This window comes from Roseinatronobacter domitianus (assembly GCF_023336755.1).
GTDB classification, from domain to species: domain Bacteria; phylum Pseudomonadota; class Alphaproteobacteria; order Rhodobacterales; family Rhodobacteraceae; genus Roseinatronobacter; species Roseinatronobacter domitianus.
Map to the genome: position 1 here is coordinate 98,888 of NZ_JALZWP010000005.1, position 17,578 is coordinate 116,465.

Genomic DNA, 17,578 nt, shown 5'->3' on the forward strand with positions numbered 1-17,578 from the left:
ACCCTGTGCCTGTTTCGGGAATATAGGCTCAGTAACGCAGCCCGCGCGCCATGACCAGACGCTTACAGATCACGCACCTGTGCGCGCAGCTCGAATTTCTGGATTTTACCGGTCGAGGTCTTGGGCAATTCCAGCACAATCACGCGCTTGGGAGTCTTGAACCCAGCCAGTCTTTCGCGGCAAAAGGCGATCAGATCGGCCTCTGACACGTCCTGCCCCTCTTTTAGCTCTATGCAGGCGCAAGGCACCTCGCCCCATTTCTCATCCGGTTTGGCGACCACGGCGGCCAGCGCCACGGCGGCGTGTTTCATCAGCACGCCCTCTACCTCGACCGAGGAAACATTTTCGCCACCAGAGATAATGATATCCTTGGCGCGGTCCGCAATCTTGACATAGCCATCCGGGTGCATGAAGGCGATATCGCCGGAATGGAACCAGCCGCCCTTGAAGGCGTCGGCGGTCGCCTGCGGGTTCTTGTAATACCCCTTCATAACGCCATTGCCGCGATGCATGATCTCTCCCAAGGCGGCGGCATCGCGGGCGATAGGGATCATGGTGTCGGGGTCCATGACCGTCACCCCGTCCATGAAGGGCATGGCGACACCGGTGCGGGCCTTGACCTCTGCCCGGTCATCGCCTGTCAGATGGTCGAACCCGTCATGCCACAGGCATTCGGTATCCGGGCCATAGGTTTCCGTCAGGCCATAGACCTGCGTCACGTCAAAGCCCAAGGGTTCGATCGCGGCCAATGTTGCAGCGGGCGGCGGCGCCCCGGCAGTGAACACCCGCACGATATGGTCGAAGGGTTTGCGTTCATGCCCCTTTGCATGGATGATCGTCTGCAATACGATCGGCGCCCCGGCAAGATGGGTCGCGCCCTCTTCTGCGATGGCGTCATAAACCCCAGCGGCTGTCACGTCGCGCAGGCAGAGCATGGCCCCACCCAGCGCAGGCAGCATCCACGGATGACACCATGCGTTGCAATGAAACATCGGCACGATGGTCAGGTAGCGCGGGAATAAGGTCATTTGCCAAGACATCGGCTGCGACAAGGTAGACAGATATGCCCCACGGTGATGATAAACCACGCCTTTGGGCCGCCCTGTTGTGCCAGACGTGTAATTGAGCGCAATACTCTCCCATTCATCGGTCGGCATGATCCAGTCAAACCCGGCATCGCCTTCGGCCAGCAGATCCTCGTAGGTCAGATGCCGACCACTTGCGGCAATCCCGGCCTGCGCATCGGGCACTTCGACCAAAATCGGCGGGGTGGCCAGCCGCTGGCAGGCAGCTTCGCCAAGCTCCAGCAGCGCGCTATCGACAAGCAGCAGCTTCGCTTCGCCATGTTCAAGAATGTAATGCACCGTATCCACGTCCAGCCGCGTGTTGATCGCGTTCAGGATCGCGCCGCAGGCCGGCACCCCGAAATGGGCTTCGGCATGGGCGGGCACGTTGGGCAAGAGCGTGGCGACCACGTCACCGGGCGCAACACCCCGCATCGCAAGCCCAGACGCCAGCCGCGACACCCGCGCATGATATTCTGCATAGCTGCGCCGGTCGGACCCGTAGATAATTGCATCTTTGGGGCCGAACAGGTCGGCGGCGCGTCGCAGATGCGACAAAGGGGTAAGCGGCGTGTAATTCGCCGCGCAGCGTTCCAACCCGGTTTCATCCGTCAGCCAGCCCATCATCGCCTCCTGATTGCGGTCTGTGCCAAGGCCGGGCAACAGGCTGCCCAGCGCGCGCAACATTATTGCGCAGACGTAACCAACACAGACCTGAAATTGCAAGAGGCCCTCTGCTCGCAGGGCGATTTATGGCACAACAAAGACAACAATTCGCGAAAAAACCTCAGTTTGTCCCCGATTTTGTCCGTTAACACACGTTAATGGTGTGAGCACGCAACCTGAAATGCGTCACAACCGCAAAGAGAGGACTTCCCATGTTACCCTCACTTCTTACGGTTACCAGTTCCTGTGCGCGGTATCGCACCATGCAAGATCGCGGCGAGGTCTGGCCCAGCGCCACCACGCCCGCAGCACTATTGCCCGATTTTGGCAGCCTGGCCGAGGGCCTTCTATCCGGTCGGCTGGTCGCAACCGATTTCGGCTGGCGTCCGGTCGAAACGCTGGTTCCCGGCGATATGGTCCTGACCTTCGATCGTGGCATGCGCAGGCTGGAAAGCGTCCTTGCCGCACCTGTCGGCCCGGACCCGCGCACAGGCAGCATGGCGCGCGCCCTGCATGTGCCCAAGGATGCAATCGGCAACCGGCACGCCATCACCCTGCTGCCCAGCCAGCTTGTCCTTCTGGACTGCCCCTATGCCGAGGCCAATTTTGGCGATTCCTTCATGCTGGTCGCAGCTGCATACCTTGAGGGCTATAAAGGCATCAGGCGCAGCCGGTTGGCACCCGGCGTGCAAAGCTACATGCTGGCTTTTGCCCGCGAAGAGATCATCCATGCGGATGGCTCTGCCTTGCTGTCATGCCATGCGACGACACGGCGAACGCAACTGACCAATCCCATCGCTTACCCGCGCCTGACATCCGCGCAAGCAACGGATTTTCGGCACTGGGTTCAGACGCAAGCCGTGGGTGCAGATCAGATGCCCCGGATTGCGCAAGTCGATGGCGTTTTCCGTGCCGCACTGCAAGGGCAGGTCGAGCGCAACCTGTTGCATTGAAAAAATCTTGGCCTGCCGTGGTCATGCCCCGCTTCGGGCGCATCCCCGACCTGAAAAGGCCATGATTTCTTGGCTTGTTAACCTTGTTCTGACTTCGGAGGCCAGTGATGACACACCCTAACCCGTTCCGCATGACACGCGACACGCAGCTGATGCCCACCTCGAGTAGCTTGAAGGCGATTTCCGCCGCAATGCAAAAGGACGCAGAACTGTATGCCATGGCGTTGCGCGAGGATGGCCTTTTGCCCGGCACACTTGTGGCCACCGGCACCGGATGGCGCAAGATCGAAACACTGCAACCCGGCGATATGGTGCTGACCTTCGACAATGGCATGCAGCCGGTGACGCGGATTCACGATCTGACTATTCCGTATCATGACCTGCCCACGCACAAGGCATTTATCATGATCGTGCCACGGGGCGTCCTGGGCAATCGCCGCCAGATCGAACTCTTGCCGCTACAAGAAATCATCATCGAATCGGATTTCGCCGAGGAGCAATATGGCGACCCGTTCGTGCTGGTTCAGGCACTTATGCTGGAGGGGTTTGACGGAATCCACCGGGTGCCGCTGAAAAACGATCTGCGTGTCTATTTGCCGACATTCCCGCAGGAGCAGCTTGTCCATACCTGCGGCATGGCTCTTTTGACTGCGCGCGCAGAAAGCGATTTCTCGCCGCTCGATGCCAGTGTTCACATGGCCAGACGCGAATACACGCGCTTGCCTTATGCGGATCTAACTGCGCTGGCCGCCAGCCTGAAACAAGAGCGGGCGGCCTAAGCCGCCCGTATTGCCTATGCAGCTTCGGCTTTTGAGTGGTAAAAGCGGCGCCCCGCTTCTGCCATATCGCGCAACATATCCGGCGCCTTGAACCTTGGTCCATGCGCCGCTTCCAACCGGTCACAGACCGCGACCGCAAAAGGCGCGCCCAGCATGTCCAGCCATGAAAACGGGCCGCCCGACCAAGGCGCAAAGCCCCAACCCATGATTGCGCCGACATCACCCTCGCGAATATCGGTCAGAACACCCTCCTCCAGAGCACGCACCGCTTCCAGGGCTTGCGCGAACATCAGGCGGTGCTGCACTGTGGTCAGGTCGGGCTGGTCATCAGCTTGCGGGTATTGCGCTGCAAGCCCCTGCCACAAACCCTGACGTTTGCCCTTATCATCATAGTCATAGAACCCCGCCCGAGATTTGCGCCCCAAGCGGCCAAGATCGACCATCCAGAAGATGATCTCGTCAACATCGCCATCCGGGTAAGCATCCCCCATCGCGGCGCGGGTGGCCCTGGCTATCTTTGCACCCAAATCAAGCGACGTCTCATCCACAAGCTGCAACGGCCCCAGCGGCATTCCCATCAGCTTGGCGGCGTTTTCCACCAAGGCCGGGGCCACACCTTCACGGACCATCCGCATGCCTTCGTTAAGGTAAGGAATGATGCAGCGATTCGCGTAAAAGAAGCGTGCATCATTGACCACGATCGGGGTCTTGCGAATTTGGCGGACGAAATCCAGCGCCTTGGCCACGGCCAGATCGCCCGTTTCGCGTCCCTTTATGATCTCAACCAATGCCATCTTGTCCACCGGGCTGAAAAAATGGATGCCAATGAAATTGGCGCGCCGCGCGCTCGCCTGTGCCAGATCAGTGATCGGCAGGGTCGACGTGTTGGTTGCGAAAATCGCGTCTTCACCCAACACGGCCTCTGCGCGTTGCGTGACCTCGGCTTTCACCGCCGGGTCTTCGAACACCGCCTCAACCACCAGATCACACCCATTCAACGCCGCATAATCCGTGGTTGGAATAATCCGCGCCAGAACCTGTGCCTTCCCCTCCTCCGTCACTTTGCCGCGTTTCATGCCAGCCTCCAAGATACCCTCAGCATGCGCGCGCCCACGCTCCGCGGCCTCTTGCGCCGCGTCGATCAGCACCACCTCAATTCCGGCATTGGCAGCCACATAGGCAATGCCCGCGCCCATCATACCCGCGCCCAGAACGCCCAGTTTGCGCACCTTGCCATCGGGCGCGTCAGGGCGGTTCGCACCCTTTTCTAACGCCTCTTTGTTAATAAACAGTGACCGGATCATCGCGCCGGAGGACGGGTTCATCAAAACACTTGTGAACCAGCGCGACTCTATCTTCAGTGCGGTGTCAAACGGCACCAATGCCCCCTCATAGACTGCCGACAAAAGTGCCTTGGCCGCCGGGTAAACACCTTGCGTCTTGCCGTTAATCATGGCCGAAGCCCCGACAAAGGTCATGAACCCCGCCGGATGATAGGGCGCACCGCCCGGCATTTTATAGCCCTTCGCATCCCAGGGTTTGACCAGATCGGCATCTTTCGCGCCCAGCACCCAGTCTTTCGCGCGGGCAAGCAAGTCCTCGGGCGCGACCATCTCGTCAATCAACCCGGCCGATTTCGCGCGCTTCGGGTCGACCAGTTTGCCTTCCAACAAGAAAGGCGCAGCGCCCATCGCCCCCAGCTTGCGCGCCAGCCGCGTTGTGCCCCCCGCACCTGGGAAAATCCCGACCTTGATCTCTGGCAGGCCGATCTTGGCACGCGGGTTATCCGCCACGAAAATGCGGTGGCAGGCCAAGGGCAGCTCCAGCCCAATGCCCAACGCCGTGCCCGGCAGCGCCGCAACAATAGGTTTGCCACCTTTAAGCGTTTTCGGGTCCATGCCAGCACGTTCGATCTTGCGCAGGATCGCATGCATACCGTTGATCGCCTCGAAGATCTGCTTGGCCGGGTCTTCATTAACCACGCCTTTTCCGGTCGCCAGAATATTCAGGTCCATCCCAGCGGCAAAATCGGGTTTGCCGGATGTGAGGATGACGCCTTTGACCGCCTCATCGGCCAGTGCCGTGTCAATATGCCTGTCGAGCTGCGCGAACCCTTCCAGCGACAGCACGTTCATGGATTTTCCCGGCACGTCCCATGTGATGGTCGCCACGCCATCGGCATCGGCTTTGTAGGTAAATTCCTGCATCGTCCCCTCCCTTACACGCGCTCGATGATGGTCGCGGCGCCCATTCCAGACGCAACACACAAAGTGGCAAGGCCAGTGCCTTGTCCGGTGCGCTCCATCTCATCCAGCAGCGTGCCTATAATAATGGCCCCGGTCGCGCCCAGCGGGTGGCCCATGGCAATCGCGCCGCCATTCACGTTCACCTTGCTGTCGGGCACTTCAAAAGCCTGCATGAATCGCAACACCACGGCGGCGAAAGCCTCGTTCACCTCAAAGAGGTCAATGTCGGGAATCTGCATACCGCTGTCGCGCAGGATCTTCTCTGTTACAGGCACAGGACCGGTCAGCATGATCGTCGGATCAGTGCCAATCTTGGCCGTGGCGCGGATCTTAGCCCTTGGTTTCAAACCATGTTTTTCGCCAAAGGCCTTACTACCAATCAGCACGCCCGCAGCCCCATCGACAATGCCAGATGAATTGCCCGCATGGTGAATATGTTCGATTTTCTCAAGGTGCGGATATTTCATCAACGCCACTTTGTCGAAGCCGGGCATCACCTCGCCCATGTCCTTGAAAGCGGGCTTCAACGCGCCAAGGCTTTGCATATCGGTGCCGGGGCGCAGATATTCGTCGCGCTCCAGAATGGTCAGGCCATTCATGTCGCGCACTGGCACGATGGATCGATCAAAGCGCCCCTCGGACCACGCATGCGCTGCGCGGCGCTGGCTTTCAACCGCCAACGCATCGGCCATAGCGCGGGTAAACCCATATTCAGTCGCGATAATATCGGCCGAAATGCCTTGCGGTACGAAATACCGCTCCATCGCCACACTCGGGTCAACCGCCACCGCAGCGCCGTCAGAGCCCATTGCCACGCGGCTCATCATCTCGACCCCACCGGCGACATAAGCCTCGCCCGCGCCGCCGCGCACCTGGTTGGCGGCAAGGTTCACCGCCTCCATCCCACTGGCGCAAAAGCGGTTGATCGACAGGCCCGGAACCTGCTCATCGAACTCGGACGCGAGAACGGCGGTGCGTGCAAGGCAGCCACCCTGCTCGCCGACTTGCGTGGCATTGCCCCAGATCACATCCTCTACGGCGCGCGTGTCCAGATCATTGCGAGATTTCAGGGCATCCAGCACCCCAGCGGACAGGCGCACCGATGTGACCTCATGCAAGCTGCCATCTGCGCGGCCCTTTCCGCGCGGCGTGCGCACAACATCAAAGATGTAAGCGTCGGTCATGGTTTCCCTCCTCGGACCAAGATTGGCCAATGTCGTGTCGTGAGTATTTTTAGCAAGATGAAGCCCATCCTCGGTAACGGGCCGTTAAGGTTAATGCGCTAGCCTGAAGGCGCGGGACAGGCTGGAGAGCCGATGACCGCGCAAGGTGAAGTCGCCCCGCGTCCGATGACGCGCATCTGCCGAGGAGCGGGGCGCATTGCCTTCATCTTGCCGAAAATACTCCCGCCGGAGGCTCCCGTCCCGTCCGTTTGCGCCAAGGCTTGTCACTTCTTGCGCGCCTCCAGCTCACTGTTGAACAGGCGCAATCGGTGCCCAAGATTATCGGCCTCCATAACGGAATCGAAATTCTCGAAAATGAAGGACAACGCCTCGCCTTCCTCCAACCCTGCTTCCTGCGCAAAACGGCGCAAGCGGCGGTAGCCGTCTTCGGTCATGGCGGCGTTGAAGCGGCGGGTCAGCCGTAAGCGTTTGGGCATAATCAATCCTTTCAGAACTCAGCCTCTGCCAGCGCCATGACGGTTTCGCCGCCAGAGCGGATACGCGCCAGATGTAGCGCCGTGGCGGGCAGTTGGCGGACCATGTAATAACGCGCTGTAGCAAGCTTTGCCTCATAAAACGCCACATCGCTCGTGCCCGCATCCAGCTCCGCATAGGCCGCGCGCGCCATGCGCAGCCACATCAGCCCCAAACAGACATGGCCAAACAGATGCATGAAATCACTCGCACCCGCCAAGGCGTCGTTGGGGTTTTTCATGCCGGTTTCCATGAAGAACATCGCCGCCGCCTGCATGTCTTTTGACGCCGCTTTCAGTGCCTCTTGCAGGTCGGTCAGACGAGGGTCATCCGTGCCCGCGACCTCGTCTTTGACCAGCGCAAAGAAGGCCATGACATGTTTGCCGCCATCCTGCGCCAGTTTGCGGCCCACAAGGTCCAATGCCTGCACGCCATTCGCGCCCTCATAGATCATGGCGATGCGCGCGTCGCGGGCGAATTGGGACATGCCCCATTCTTCGATATAACCGTGCCCGCCATAGACCTGCTGCGCCTGCACGCACATGTCAAACCCCTTGTCGGTCAGGAAGCCCTTGAGCACCGGCGTCAGGAGCGAGATCAGCCCATCCGCCTGCGGGTCCTGCCCACGGTGGGCGCGGTCGATCAGGCTGGCACCCCACATGGTAAAGGCGCGCGCACCTTCGACAAAACTTTTCTGGTCCATCAGCACGCGACGAATATCGGGATGCACCAGCAGCGGGTCGGCCGGGCCATCGGGGTTTTTAGTGCCGGTCACGTCGCGGCCTTGCAGCCGGTCCTTGGCATAGGCCGCGGCGTTTTCATAGGCGACGGCGGCCTGCGCATAACCTTGCAACCCCACGCCAACGCGCGCTTCGTTCATCATGGTGAACATGGCGCGCATGCCCTTGTGCAACTCGCCCACAAGATAGCCCGTGGCACCGTCATAATTCATGACGCAGGTCGCATTGCCGTGGATGCCCATCTTGTCTTCAATGCTGCCAACGCTGACGCCATTGCGTGCACCAAGACTGCCATCCTCATGGACAAGGAACTTGGGGACGATGAACATCGAAATGCCCTTGGTGCCCGCGCCGCCGCCGGGGGCTTTGGCCAGCACAAGGTGGATAATGTTCTCTGCCATGTCATGCTCACCGGCAGAGATGAAAATCTTCTGCCCGGTAATGGCATAGCTGCCATCGTCCTGCGGGACGGCCTTGGTGCGAATCAGGCCCAGATCGGTGCCGCAATGCGGTTCCGTCAGGTTCATGGTGCCGGTCCAGTCCAACGACACCATATTGGGCAGATATTGCGCCTTTTGCGCGTCAGAGCCATGCGCGAGAATCGCCGAGATCGCGCCATGCGTCAGCCCCTGATACATGTTCAGCGCCATATTGGCCGACACGAAAAACTCGCCCGTGGCCGAATTCATGACGTAAGGCAGGTTCTGGCCGCCGAATTCTTCGGGCAGGTCCAAACCGTTCCAGCCGCCTGCTTTGATCTGTTCGAACGCCGCTGCAAAGCCCGTGGGCGTGCGCACCACCCCGTTTTCCAACCGGCAGCCTTCGCGGTCGCCGGTGGCGTTGACAGGGGCCAACGCACCTTCGGCCAATTTAGCCGCTTCTTCCAGAATTGCGCCAGTCGTCTCGCGGTCCAGATCGTCATAGCCGGGGATATCGCTTTGCGCGATGTTCAGCACGTCATGCAACACGAATTGCATATCCACCACAGGGGCCGTGTAGCTTGGCATTCTCTCTCTCCCTTAATGCGCGGCGTTACTCCGCAGCGCGCGGTCGGTCGGCCTGAGACAGCACGTCATCTGCCCAAGCAAGGTCTTGCTTCAACTCTGAAATTGCATCTGCCAACTCGGCGCGCTGGCGCTCCATATCGGCCAGGCGCTCTTGCGCAATGTCATAGGTTTTGCGCAGTTGTTTCAATTCGCTGTCGTCGCGGTCATACATTTCCAGCAACTGGCGAATTTGCTCCAGGCTGAACCCGAAGCGTTTGCCACGCAGGATCAGCTTTAGCCGGGCTTGGTCGCGGCGAGTAAACAGACGATGTTGCCCATCGCGCTGCGGAAACAACAGCTCCTTGGCCTCATAAAACCGCAATGTGCGGGGCGTTACGCCAAAGAAAGCGCACATCTGGCGGATGGTCATGAACTCTTCAGGCATGTGACAGATCCCAATCATGCTAAGGCCTACGCTCCGCACCCTGTAAGAGTTACAGAACATCATGGGTTGACGTTAACGTAAAGGGCAACGTGACGTCAACCGCTGCCCCTTGCTTTTGCCCGCCTTGCGCGTGCAGATAAGGTCAGGTTTCGCGGAGCATGGCCATGAATGCCCAAAACTTCATTAACGCACTGCCCTTCGCCAAGGCTTTGGCCATGCGGCTGGACGACCTGGGTAACGGACGGGCCGAAATCTCCATGCCGTGGGATGCGCGGTTCGTCGGCGACCCGGCGACCGGGGTTATCCATGGTGGCGCGGTCTCTGCGCTGATGGATACCTGCGGCGGGGCGGCCGTGCTGTCCTACCCCGGCGCGACCACAACGGCGACGATCGACCTGCGCATAGACTATATGCGCGCGGCGACACCGGGCGCGCGGATCGTGGCAAAGGCCGAATGCTACCATGTCACCCGAAACGTCGCTTTCGTGCGCGCCACCGCCCATGACGGCGGTGAAACGCCCTTGGCCAGCGCGACAGGGGCTTTCACATTTGCCACAACAGAGGCTAAGCCATGACTGCCCCCGAACCCGTGCAGGCCATCAAGCAACGCCGCGACAGCGCGCTGGCCAGCCTTGTCGGCGCAGTGCCTTATGCGCAATTCCTTGGCATCTACTTTGAGCGCCATGGCGACGAGCTGACCGCGATCCTGCCCTATGACGACAAGCTGATCGGTAACCCGCAATTACCCGCCATTCATGGCGGCGTGATAGCGTCGTTTCTGGAAGTGGCCGCGATCATCGAACTAAGCTGGGCCACCATCTGGCCCGATCTGGAAGCAGGGCGCGTGACCCCGGAAGATATGGCGCAAAACCTGCCGCGCCTACCAAAAACAATTGATTTCACTGTGGATTTCCTGCGCTCGGGCCTGCCGCGCGACGGCTATGCGCGCGCACGCGTCAACCGCTCTGGGCGGCGCTATGCCAGCGTTCATGTCGAAGCATGGCAGGACAATCGCGCGCGGCTCTTTGCACAGGCAACGGGGCATTTCCTGATGCCACAGACGGGCTGACATGCAGCCGATCACCAACCGACGCATCTTACGCATCGCCGCTCCAATCATGCTGGCCAATATCGCTGTACCACTATTGGGCGCAGTCGATACCGGCATTATCGGACAAATGGGAGAGGCCGCGCCGATCGGGGCCGTGGGTCTGGGCGCGGTGATCCTGACTAGCATTTACTGGATATTCGGGTTTTTGCGCATGGGGACCACGGGGCTTGTGGCGCAGGCCACCGGCGCGGGCGATCTGGCGGAAAGCGGTGCAATCCTGACGCGCGGCGTGATGATCGGGCTGGGGGCCGGGCTTGTCATGGTGCTGGGCCAAGTCGCCTTGATGGAGGCCGCGTTCCTCATCGCACCCGCCAGCGACATGGTCGAAGCATTGGCCCGCGACTACCTGTCCATCCGCATCTGGGGCGCCCCCGCGACCATCGCAATTTATGCGCTGAACGGCTGGCTGATCGCCACGGAACGCACGCGCAGCGTGCTGGCGCTACAATTGTGGATGAGTGGGCTGAACGTAACGTTTAGCCTGTGGTTTGTGCTGGGTCTGGGCTGGGGCGTGCCGGGGGTGGCGGCGGCGACCTTGATCGCCGAGGTCACGGCGCTTGGTTTGGGGCTGTGGCTGTGCCGCGCGGCATTCGCGGGCAACCAATGGCGCGACTGGGCGCGCGTCTTTGATCGCGCAAGACTGAAACGGATGTGGTCTGTCAATTCCGACATCATGTTGCGCTCGGTAGCGCTGCAAGGGGCAATGACAGGGTTTTTGTTCACCTCTGCCGGGTTTGGTGATGTGGAGCTGGCGGCCAACCAGATATTGTGGCAATTCCTCATGATTATCTCCCATGGGCTGGACGGGTTCGCCTTCGCCGCCGAGGCGCTGGTGGGCCGAGCCGTGGGCGCGCGGGCCGTGGCAGATATGCGCCGCGCAGGGCTAAGGGCTGGGCTTTGGGGCTTTGTCATGGCCGGGCTGATCGCGGTGGTCTACCTGCTGGGCGGGCCAAGCGTGATCGCAATGATGGCGCGTGATGTCGATGTGCAGGCCGCCGCCATCGCCTACCTGCCCTTCGTCGCGGCCTTGGCGCTGACAAGCTGCGCTGCCTATATGCTGGACGGCATTTTCATTGGCGCGACCGGAACACGCGAGATGCGCAATACCGTCGTGCTGGCCGTGGTCATTTATGCGCTCGCAATCTGGGTGTTTGTTCCGGAATACGGCAATCCCGCGCTCTGGTCGGCACTGATGCTCCTGAACCTGTTGCGCGCAGTGTTCCTGGGCGCGCTCTATCCACGGCTTGAGCGTCGGGTAGCCGAGGGCGTTTGAGGGGCGTTGCCCCTCTGAGGCCGTTGGCCTCATTCACCCCAGGATATTTTTACAAGGATGAATGACTAGAGCCAGTCCGCGCGGCCAGTGCCGATCACATCTGCCACGGTTGCATGGCCGTCGCGATCCATCAGGTCCAGCAGGCCTTGGTTCAGCCGAGGAACAAGCGACAGCCCTTCATAAACCAGCGCCGAGTAAAGCTGCACGGCAGACGCTCCGGCGCGCAGTTTGGCATAGGCCTGCTCCGCATTGCCAACGCCACCAACGCCAATGAGGGGGATTTTACCGTCGGTCAGCTTTGAGAGTTGCGCCAAAACGCGCGTGGACATTTCGAACAATGGCTGCCCGGAAAGTCCGCCTTTTTCGCCCGCACTGTCACTTTTCAAACCTTTGCGGTCGAGCGTGGTGTTTGTGGCGATGATCGCGTCGATTTGGGTTTCCTGCGCCACACCAGCGATTTCGGCCAGTTCCTGCGCTTTCAGATCGGGCGCGATTTTCAGAAAGATCGGGATTGGGCGCGCAAGGTCTGCGCGCGCCTGCATCACGCCCTGCAACAACGCCGTCAGGGCTGCGGCCCCTTGCAGATCACGCAGTTTCTCGGTGTTCGGCGAGGACACATTGACGGTGGCAAAATCGACATGCGCGCCGCAATGGCGGAGCACTTGTGCAAAATCGCCGGCGCGGTCGGCGCTGTCCTTGTTGGCGCCAAGGTTCAGCCCCAGAACCATGCCCTTTGGGCGCGCCGCCAAGCGCGTGGCGATGACCTCTGCGCCCTGATTATTGAAGCCAAAACGATTGATGACAGCCCGATCCTCTGGCAGCCGAAACAAGCGCGGGCGCGGGTTGCCAGCCTGCGGGCGTGGCGTGGCTGCACCCACCTCTACAAAGCCGAAGCCCGCGCGCGACAAGCCATTCAGCGCCTGCGCGTTCTTGTCGAAACCTGCCGCCAAGCCCACGGGATTTGGCAGGTCGAGGCCCGCAAGGCGGGTGTGCAATCGGGGCGATGTGACCGGGCGCGGCAGGGGCGCGACGCCAGTTTGCAGTGCCCCGATAGCGAAACCATGCGCGGTTTCAGGATCGAAGGCGCGCAGGGCGGCAAGCCCTAGGCGTTCGAGCACGCTCATATCAGCCCCTCTGGGAAGATATGGCCGCTTGCGCCCAGGGGCAGCGAGGTATCCCAGACGACATCGGCCATGGTTAATGGGCGGTAAAGATGTGGGAAAAGTGCACCACCGCGCGACACCTCCCATTTCAGCGCCGCGCCAAGTTGGTCGGGATCGACCGCGACCAATACAAGGTCGCTTTGGCCTGCAAAATGCTTGGCAGCGGTTTCCATCACCTGCTCGGCGGTAGAGAAATGGACAAAACCATCGGCAAGGTCGATGGGCGCGCCAAGGGTTTCCCCCTTGGCTTTCAGATCATCCCATTCGGGGCGGCGGAATATCTTGTAGATCAGCATAGGGGCGTCATGCCCCAAGGGCGCGCTTTGGTCAATTGCCTACAAGGGGCCGGGGAGGCGTTCTTCGCTCAGAAGCACATTCGCATCGACCGCGCCCACCCCCGGCAAGGTCATGATGCGACGGCGCAGGACGCGCTCGAAATCCGACAGGTCGCGGGCAACAACGCGCAAGCGGTAGTCATAAAGGCCCAGCACATGCTGCACGGTCTGCACCTCTGGGATGGCGGAAACGGCGCGTTCGAAATCTGCAAGGCTGACACGACCCTTGGCAGCGAGGGTGATGCCAAGAAACACCGTCACACCGAAGCCCAGAGATGGGAGGTCGAGGTCGAGCCGATGGCGCGCGATCGCGCCGGCGTCGCGCAGGCGCTTCAGGCGGCGCCACGCAGCGGGTTGGCTGAGGCCAAGGCGGCGACCCACCGCCCCCGCCGACAGGGTCGCATCCCCGGCCAGAAGACGCAGCATCTGACGGTCGAGATTATCGAGTGCAATCATAGTGTGACCCGGCGTGCTTGAGGGGCGCTGCCCCTCTGGACCGCATGCGCGGCCCATTCACCCCGGAGTATTTCGGGCAAGATGAATGTCATATTGGCAGGCTTTCGTCGGATTTGATGTCGGATAGGTGCATCAGCGCTTCGAGATCGGCGATATGGGGCAGGGTCAAGATGCGGTCGCGGTAAATGTCCTGATAATGCGCCATGTCACGGGCGATAATATTGAGGCGCAGGTCGACCCGGCCCAGAAAGGTCTGTATTTCAAGAACTTCAGGGACAAGGCGGGCCTGCGCGATGAATTCGTCAAAGGCGCGCGGGTTGGTTTTGTCCAAGGTGACCCGCAGCGAGACTTCGACCTGAAAGCCAAGCGCGCGCCAGTCTATGACCGCGTGTTGTCCGCGCAGAATGCCGCGCGCGCGCAAGCGGTCGAGGCGGCGCCAGCAGGTGGCCTCTGTGACGCCAGAACGCGAGGCGAGATCGGCGGTCGTGGCCATTGGCTTGGCCAGAAGCTGGCGTATGAGGCGGCGGTCGGTATCGTCTATTTGCATGGATATTTCAGTTTTCTGCATATTAAGAATGATATTTGCAGATATATACAGAATAATCAGAAGTTTGAAACGTATTTTCGGCCAAAACCCCTATGCTACGCGACAATGCAACACCAATGGAGGGACGGCCATGCGCGTCTACTATGATCGCGATTGCGATGTGAACCTGATAAAGGACAAAAAGGTCGCCATTCTGGGCTATGGCAGCCAAGGCCATGCCCATGCGCTGAACCTGCGCGATTCGGGGGCGAAAAACGTGGCTGTCGCGCTGCGCGAAGGGTCGAGCAGTGCCAAGAAATGTGAAGCCGAGGGCTTGCAGGTGATGGGCATTGCCGAGGCGGCGGCTTGGTGCGACCTCATCATGTTTACCATGCCCGACGAATTGCAGGCCGAAACCTACAAGAAATATGTGCATGACAACCTGAAAGACGGCGCGGCGATTGCGTTCGCCCATGGTTTGAACGTGCATTTTGGCCTGATCGAGCCGAAGCCCGGCGTGGACGTTATCATGATGGCGCCTAAAGGCCCCGGCCACACCGTGCGTGGCGAATACACCAAGGGCGGCGGCGTGCCTTGCCTTGTGGCGGTGCATCAGGATGCGACTGGCCGCGCGATGGAGTTGGGCCTGTCCTATTGCTCTGCCATCGGTGGCGGGCGTTCGGGCATTATTGAAACCAACTTCCGTCAGGAATGCGAAACCGACCTGTTCGGCGAGCAGGCCGTTCTGTGCGGTGGCTTGGTCGAGCTGATCCGCATGGGGTTCGAGACGCTGGTCGAAGCCGGGTATGAGCCGGAAATGGCGTATTTCGAATGCCTGCACGAAGTGAAGCTGATTGTTGACCTGATCTATGAAGGCGGCATCGCCAACATGAACTATTCCATCAGCAACACGGCTGAGTATGGTGAATATGTCAGCGGCCCGCGCATTCTGCCTTATGACGAGACGAAGGCGCGCATGAAAGCGGTTCTGACCGACATTCAGCAGGGCAAATTCGTGCGTGATTTCATGCAGGAAAATTCCGTTGGTCAGCCCTTCTTCAAGGCCACGCGCCGCATCAATGACGAGCATCAGATCGAACAGGTTGGCCAAAAGCTGCGCGCGATGATGCCGTGGATCGGCGCATCCAAGATGGTGGACAAGGATCGCAACTAAGCGCTGTGAGTGCTACCAAGCAATGCCCCTCGCGCCCCTGCGCGGGGGGCAGTCTTTTGCAAGCGCGGCATTGACCGAGGCGCGCGGCCTGTCTACCAATCAGACGCAAGATTGCTGCGCAGGACTGGCCCCGATGTTTCAGAATTTTACCACCCCCTCGCACCCGCAAGACGGGCCGCCACGGCTGGCCGCGCTGCGTGACGCGCTGGCGGCCAAAGGGCTGGATGGGGTCATCGTTCCACGTGCCGACCTGCACCAAGGCGAATATGTCGCAGATTGCGATGCCCGGCTGGCATGGCTGACAGGGTTTACCGGGTCGGCGGGGTTCTGCATTGCGCTGATGGGCCGTGCGGGTTTGTTCGTGGATGGGCGCTACCGTGTGCAGGCGCGCGGGCAATGTGCCGATGTGTTCGAGATTGTGCCCTGGCCCGAAACCCGCCCCGCCGACTGGCTGCGCGCGGCCTGTCCCAATGGCGCGGTGATCGGCTTTGACCCATGGCTGCACACCCCCGATGAGATTGACGCGCTGGAACGCGGTTTGGCGGCCAGTGGCGTGACGCTGAAACGCATCGCGAACCCGGTCGACCCGCTCTGGACCGAACGCCCTGCCCCGCCAATGGGGGCTGTCATGGCCTATCCTGAAACGCTTGCGGGCCTGTCAAGTCGTGCGAAGCGCGGCGATGCGGCTCAAGCCTTGGTGCAGAACGGGCAAAAAGCCACGGTGCTCACCCAACCCGACAGTATTTGCTGGCTTCTGAACCTGCGCGGGGCCGACTTGCCGCGCGTGCCAGTGGTGCAGGCTTTGGCGGTGCTGCATGATGACGGGCGGGTGGACCTGTTCACGGATGCCGCCAAGTTCCATGGAACCACATTGGAAGACGGAGTCGTCCTGCGCCCGCATGAGGCGTTCGAGCCGGCGCTGCGCAGCCTGACCGGGCCAGTGCGGGTGGACCGCGCGACCGTGCCCTTTGCGGTATGCGATATTCTGAGCGAAGCTGGCGTTACGGTTGTTCCGATGCAAGACCCCTGCCTTGCCCCCAAAGCGCGCAAGACCGCCGCCGAACTGGATGGCGCGCGCGCAGCTCATTTGCGCGACGGCGCGGCCATGGCAGAATTTCTGTGCTGGCTGGACGTCCAGACGCAAAAGATGCTGACCGACCCCACCCATGTCGTGACCGAAATTGATATTGTGCGGCATCTGGAAGCGTGCCGCGCCGCGACTGGCAGTTTACGCGATATCAGCTTTGACACGATCGCAGGGTCCGGCCCGAATGGGGCCATTGTGCATTACCGGGTCACCGAAGCGACAAACCGCCGTCTGAGCCTTGGGGATCTGATGCTGGTCGATAGCGGCGGGCAATATCTGGATGGCACGACCGACATTACCCGCACCATCGCCATTGGCCCGGTTGGCACGCTGGAAGCGCAGTGTTTCACCCGTGTGCTGGACGGGATGATCGCCCTCTCACGGGCGCAGTTTCCGCGCGGTGTGGCGGGCGGGCATCTGGACGCGCTGGCGCGCTACCCGCTTTGGCTGGCAGGTCTGGACTACGACCATGGCACCGGGCATGGCGTGGGTGCTTACCTATCGGTGCATGAAGGGCCGCAGCGTCTGTCGCGCATCAGCCATGTGCCGCTGACCGAAGGCATGATCCTGTCAAACGAGCCGGGATATTACCGCGCAGGAGCTTTCGGCATCCGGCTTGAAAACCTTGTTGCGGTGCGCAAAGCGCAAGTGCCAGACGGGGCGGACCCGCGCGACTGGCTGGGTTTCGAAACCTTGACGCTTGCCCCCATCGACCGCAGGCTTATAGTAACGGCTGACTTGAGCGCGGGCGCCCGCGATTGGCTAGATGCCTATCACGCGCGCGTTCGCATGTCCGTGTCGCCGCTTGTTACATCTAAAACCCGTGCGTGGCTGGAAATGGCCTGCGCCCCACTGGCGGCCTGAACGACCGGAAATT

17 protein-coding genes are annotated in these 17,578 nt (G+C 60.8%); 7 read left to right on the top strand and 10 right to left on the bottom strand.

The annotated features are described in order from the left end of the window. Positions 1-62 precede the first annotated feature (62 nt). Complete coding sequence (locus M3N55_RS06915; RefSeq protein WP_249057884.1) at positions 63-1,688, bottom strand: AMP-binding protein; 1,626 nt, start codon at positions 1,686-1,688, stop codon at positions 63-65. A gap of 254 nt (positions 1,689-1,942) precedes the next feature. On the opposite strand from M3N55_RS06915, the gene M3N55_RS06920 reads away from it, so the two are divergent. Both M3N55_RS06920 and M3N55_RS06925 read left to right on the top strand, forming a co-directional pair. Continuing rightward, a complete protein-coding gene (locus M3N55_RS06920; protein ID WP_249057755.1) occupies positions 1,943-2,683 on the top strand; it encodes a Hint domain-containing protein in 741 nt (246 codons plus the stop codon). 107 nt (positions 2,684-2,790) lie between these two features. Next, on the top strand, positions 2,791-3,462 hold the full coding sequence (locus tag M3N55_RS06925; RefSeq protein ID WP_249057757.1) for a Hint domain-containing protein: 672 nt from the start codon (positions 2,791-2,793) through the stop codon (positions 3,460-3,462). A 14-nt stretch (positions 3,463-3,476) separates the two neighbouring features. On the opposite strand, the gene M3N55_RS06930 is transcribed toward M3N55_RS06925, so the two are convergent. The 5 genes from M3N55_RS06930 to M3N55_RS06950 form a co-directional block, all read right to left on the bottom strand. Then, the gene (locus M3N55_RS06930) at positions 3,477-5,669 is read right to left on the bottom strand and encodes a 3-hydroxyacyl-CoA dehydrogenase NAD-binding domain-containing protein (protein WP_249057758.1); all 2,193 of its coding nucleotides are present in this window, start codon (positions 5,667-5,669) and stop codon (positions 3,477-3,479) included. Positions 5,670-5,680: 11 nt separating this feature from the next. Then, entirely contained in the window at positions 5,681-6,892 is a 1,212-nt protein-coding gene (locus M3N55_RS06935) for an acetyl-CoA C-acetyltransferase (RefSeq protein WP_249057760.1), read from the bottom strand. Positions 6,893-7,155: 263 nt separating this feature from the next. Next, positions 7,156-7,368, bottom strand: a complete 213-nt coding sequence (locus M3N55_RS06940; RefSeq protein ID WP_249057763.1) for a hypothetical protein — start codon at positions 7,366-7,368, stop codon at positions 7,156-7,158. An 11-nt stretch (positions 7,369-7,379) separates the two neighbouring features. Then, entirely contained in the window at positions 7,380-9,152 is a 1,773-nt protein-coding gene (locus tag M3N55_RS06945; RefSeq protein WP_249057765.1) for an acyl-CoA dehydrogenase C-terminal domain-containing protein, read from the bottom strand. A gap of 25 nt (positions 9,153-9,177) precedes the next feature. Beyond that, on the bottom strand, positions 9,178-9,576 hold the full coding sequence (locus tag M3N55_RS06950; protein ID WP_249057768.1) for a MerR family transcriptional regulator: 399 nt from the start codon (positions 9,574-9,576) through the stop codon (positions 9,178-9,180). A gap of 164 nt (positions 9,577-9,740) precedes the next feature. On the opposite strand from M3N55_RS06950, the gene M3N55_RS06955 reads away from it, so the two are divergent. The 3 genes from M3N55_RS06955 to M3N55_RS06965 are packed head-to-tail and all read left to right on the top strand — an operon-like array spanning position 9,741 to position 11,960. After that, the gene (locus tag M3N55_RS06955; RefSeq protein WP_428982624.1) at positions 9,741-10,151 is read left to right on the top strand and encodes a PaaI family thioesterase; all 411 of its coding nucleotides are present in this window, start codon (positions 9,741-9,743) and stop codon (positions 10,149-10,151) included. After that, on the top strand, positions 10,148-10,645 hold the full coding sequence (locus M3N55_RS06960) for a PaaI family thioesterase (protein WP_249057772.1): 498 nt from the start codon (positions 10,148-10,150) through the stop codon (positions 10,643-10,645). Before M3N55_RS06955 ends, M3N55_RS06960 begins: the two co-directional genes overlap by 4 nt. Position 10,646: 1 nt before the next feature. Beyond that, on the top strand, positions 10,647-11,960 hold the full coding sequence (locus tag M3N55_RS06965; RefSeq protein ID WP_249057773.1) for an MATE family efflux transporter: 1,314 nt from the start codon (positions 10,647-10,649) through the stop codon (positions 11,958-11,960). A gap of 65 nt (positions 11,961-12,025) precedes the next feature. On the opposite strand, the gene M3N55_RS06970 is transcribed toward M3N55_RS06965, so the two are convergent. The 4 genes from M3N55_RS06970 to M3N55_RS06985 all read right to left on the bottom strand — a co-directional run bounded on the left by M3N55_RS06970 (position 12,026) and on the right by M3N55_RS06985 (position 14,461). Continuing rightward, positions 12,026-13,084: a quinone-dependent dihydroorotate dehydrogenase gene (locus tag M3N55_RS06970; protein WP_249057775.1), complete on the bottom strand. Its 1,059-nt coding sequence runs from the start codon at positions 13,082-13,084 to the stop codon at positions 12,026-12,028. Further along, entirely contained in the window at positions 13,081-13,419 is a 339-nt protein-coding gene (locus M3N55_RS06975) for a DUF952 domain-containing protein (RefSeq protein ID WP_249057777.1), read from the bottom strand. Before M3N55_RS06975 ends, M3N55_RS06970 begins: the two co-directional genes overlap by 4 nt. 39 nt (positions 13,420-13,458) lie before the next feature. Further along, positions 13,459-13,914 carry an Lrp/AsnC family transcriptional regulator gene (locus tag M3N55_RS06980; protein WP_249057779.1) on the bottom strand — a complete coding sequence of 152 codons (456 nt, stop codon included), beginning with the start codon at positions 13,912-13,914 and terminating at the stop codon, positions 13,459-13,461. 88 nt (positions 13,915-14,002) lie between these two features. After that, positions 14,003-14,461, bottom strand: a complete 459-nt coding sequence (locus tag M3N55_RS06985) for an Lrp/AsnC family transcriptional regulator (RefSeq protein ID WP_249057780.1) — start codon at positions 14,459-14,461, stop codon at positions 14,003-14,005. Between the two features lie 130 nt (positions 14,462-14,591). Between M3N55_RS06985 and ilvC the strand changes: the two genes are divergently transcribed. After that, positions 14,592-15,614 (top strand): ketol-acid reductoisomerase, encoded by a 1,023-nt coding sequence (ilvC, locus tag M3N55_RS06990; protein WP_249057782.1) that lies wholly within the window; start codon positions 14,592-14,594, stop codon positions 15,612-15,614. Between the two features lie 133 nt (positions 15,615-15,747). Then, the gene (locus tag M3N55_RS06995; RefSeq protein WP_249057784.1) at positions 15,748-17,565 is read left to right on the top strand and encodes an aminopeptidase P family protein; all 1,818 of its coding nucleotides are present in this window, start codon (positions 15,748-15,750) and stop codon (positions 17,563-17,565) included. Positions 17,566-17,578 lie beyond the last annotated feature (13 nt).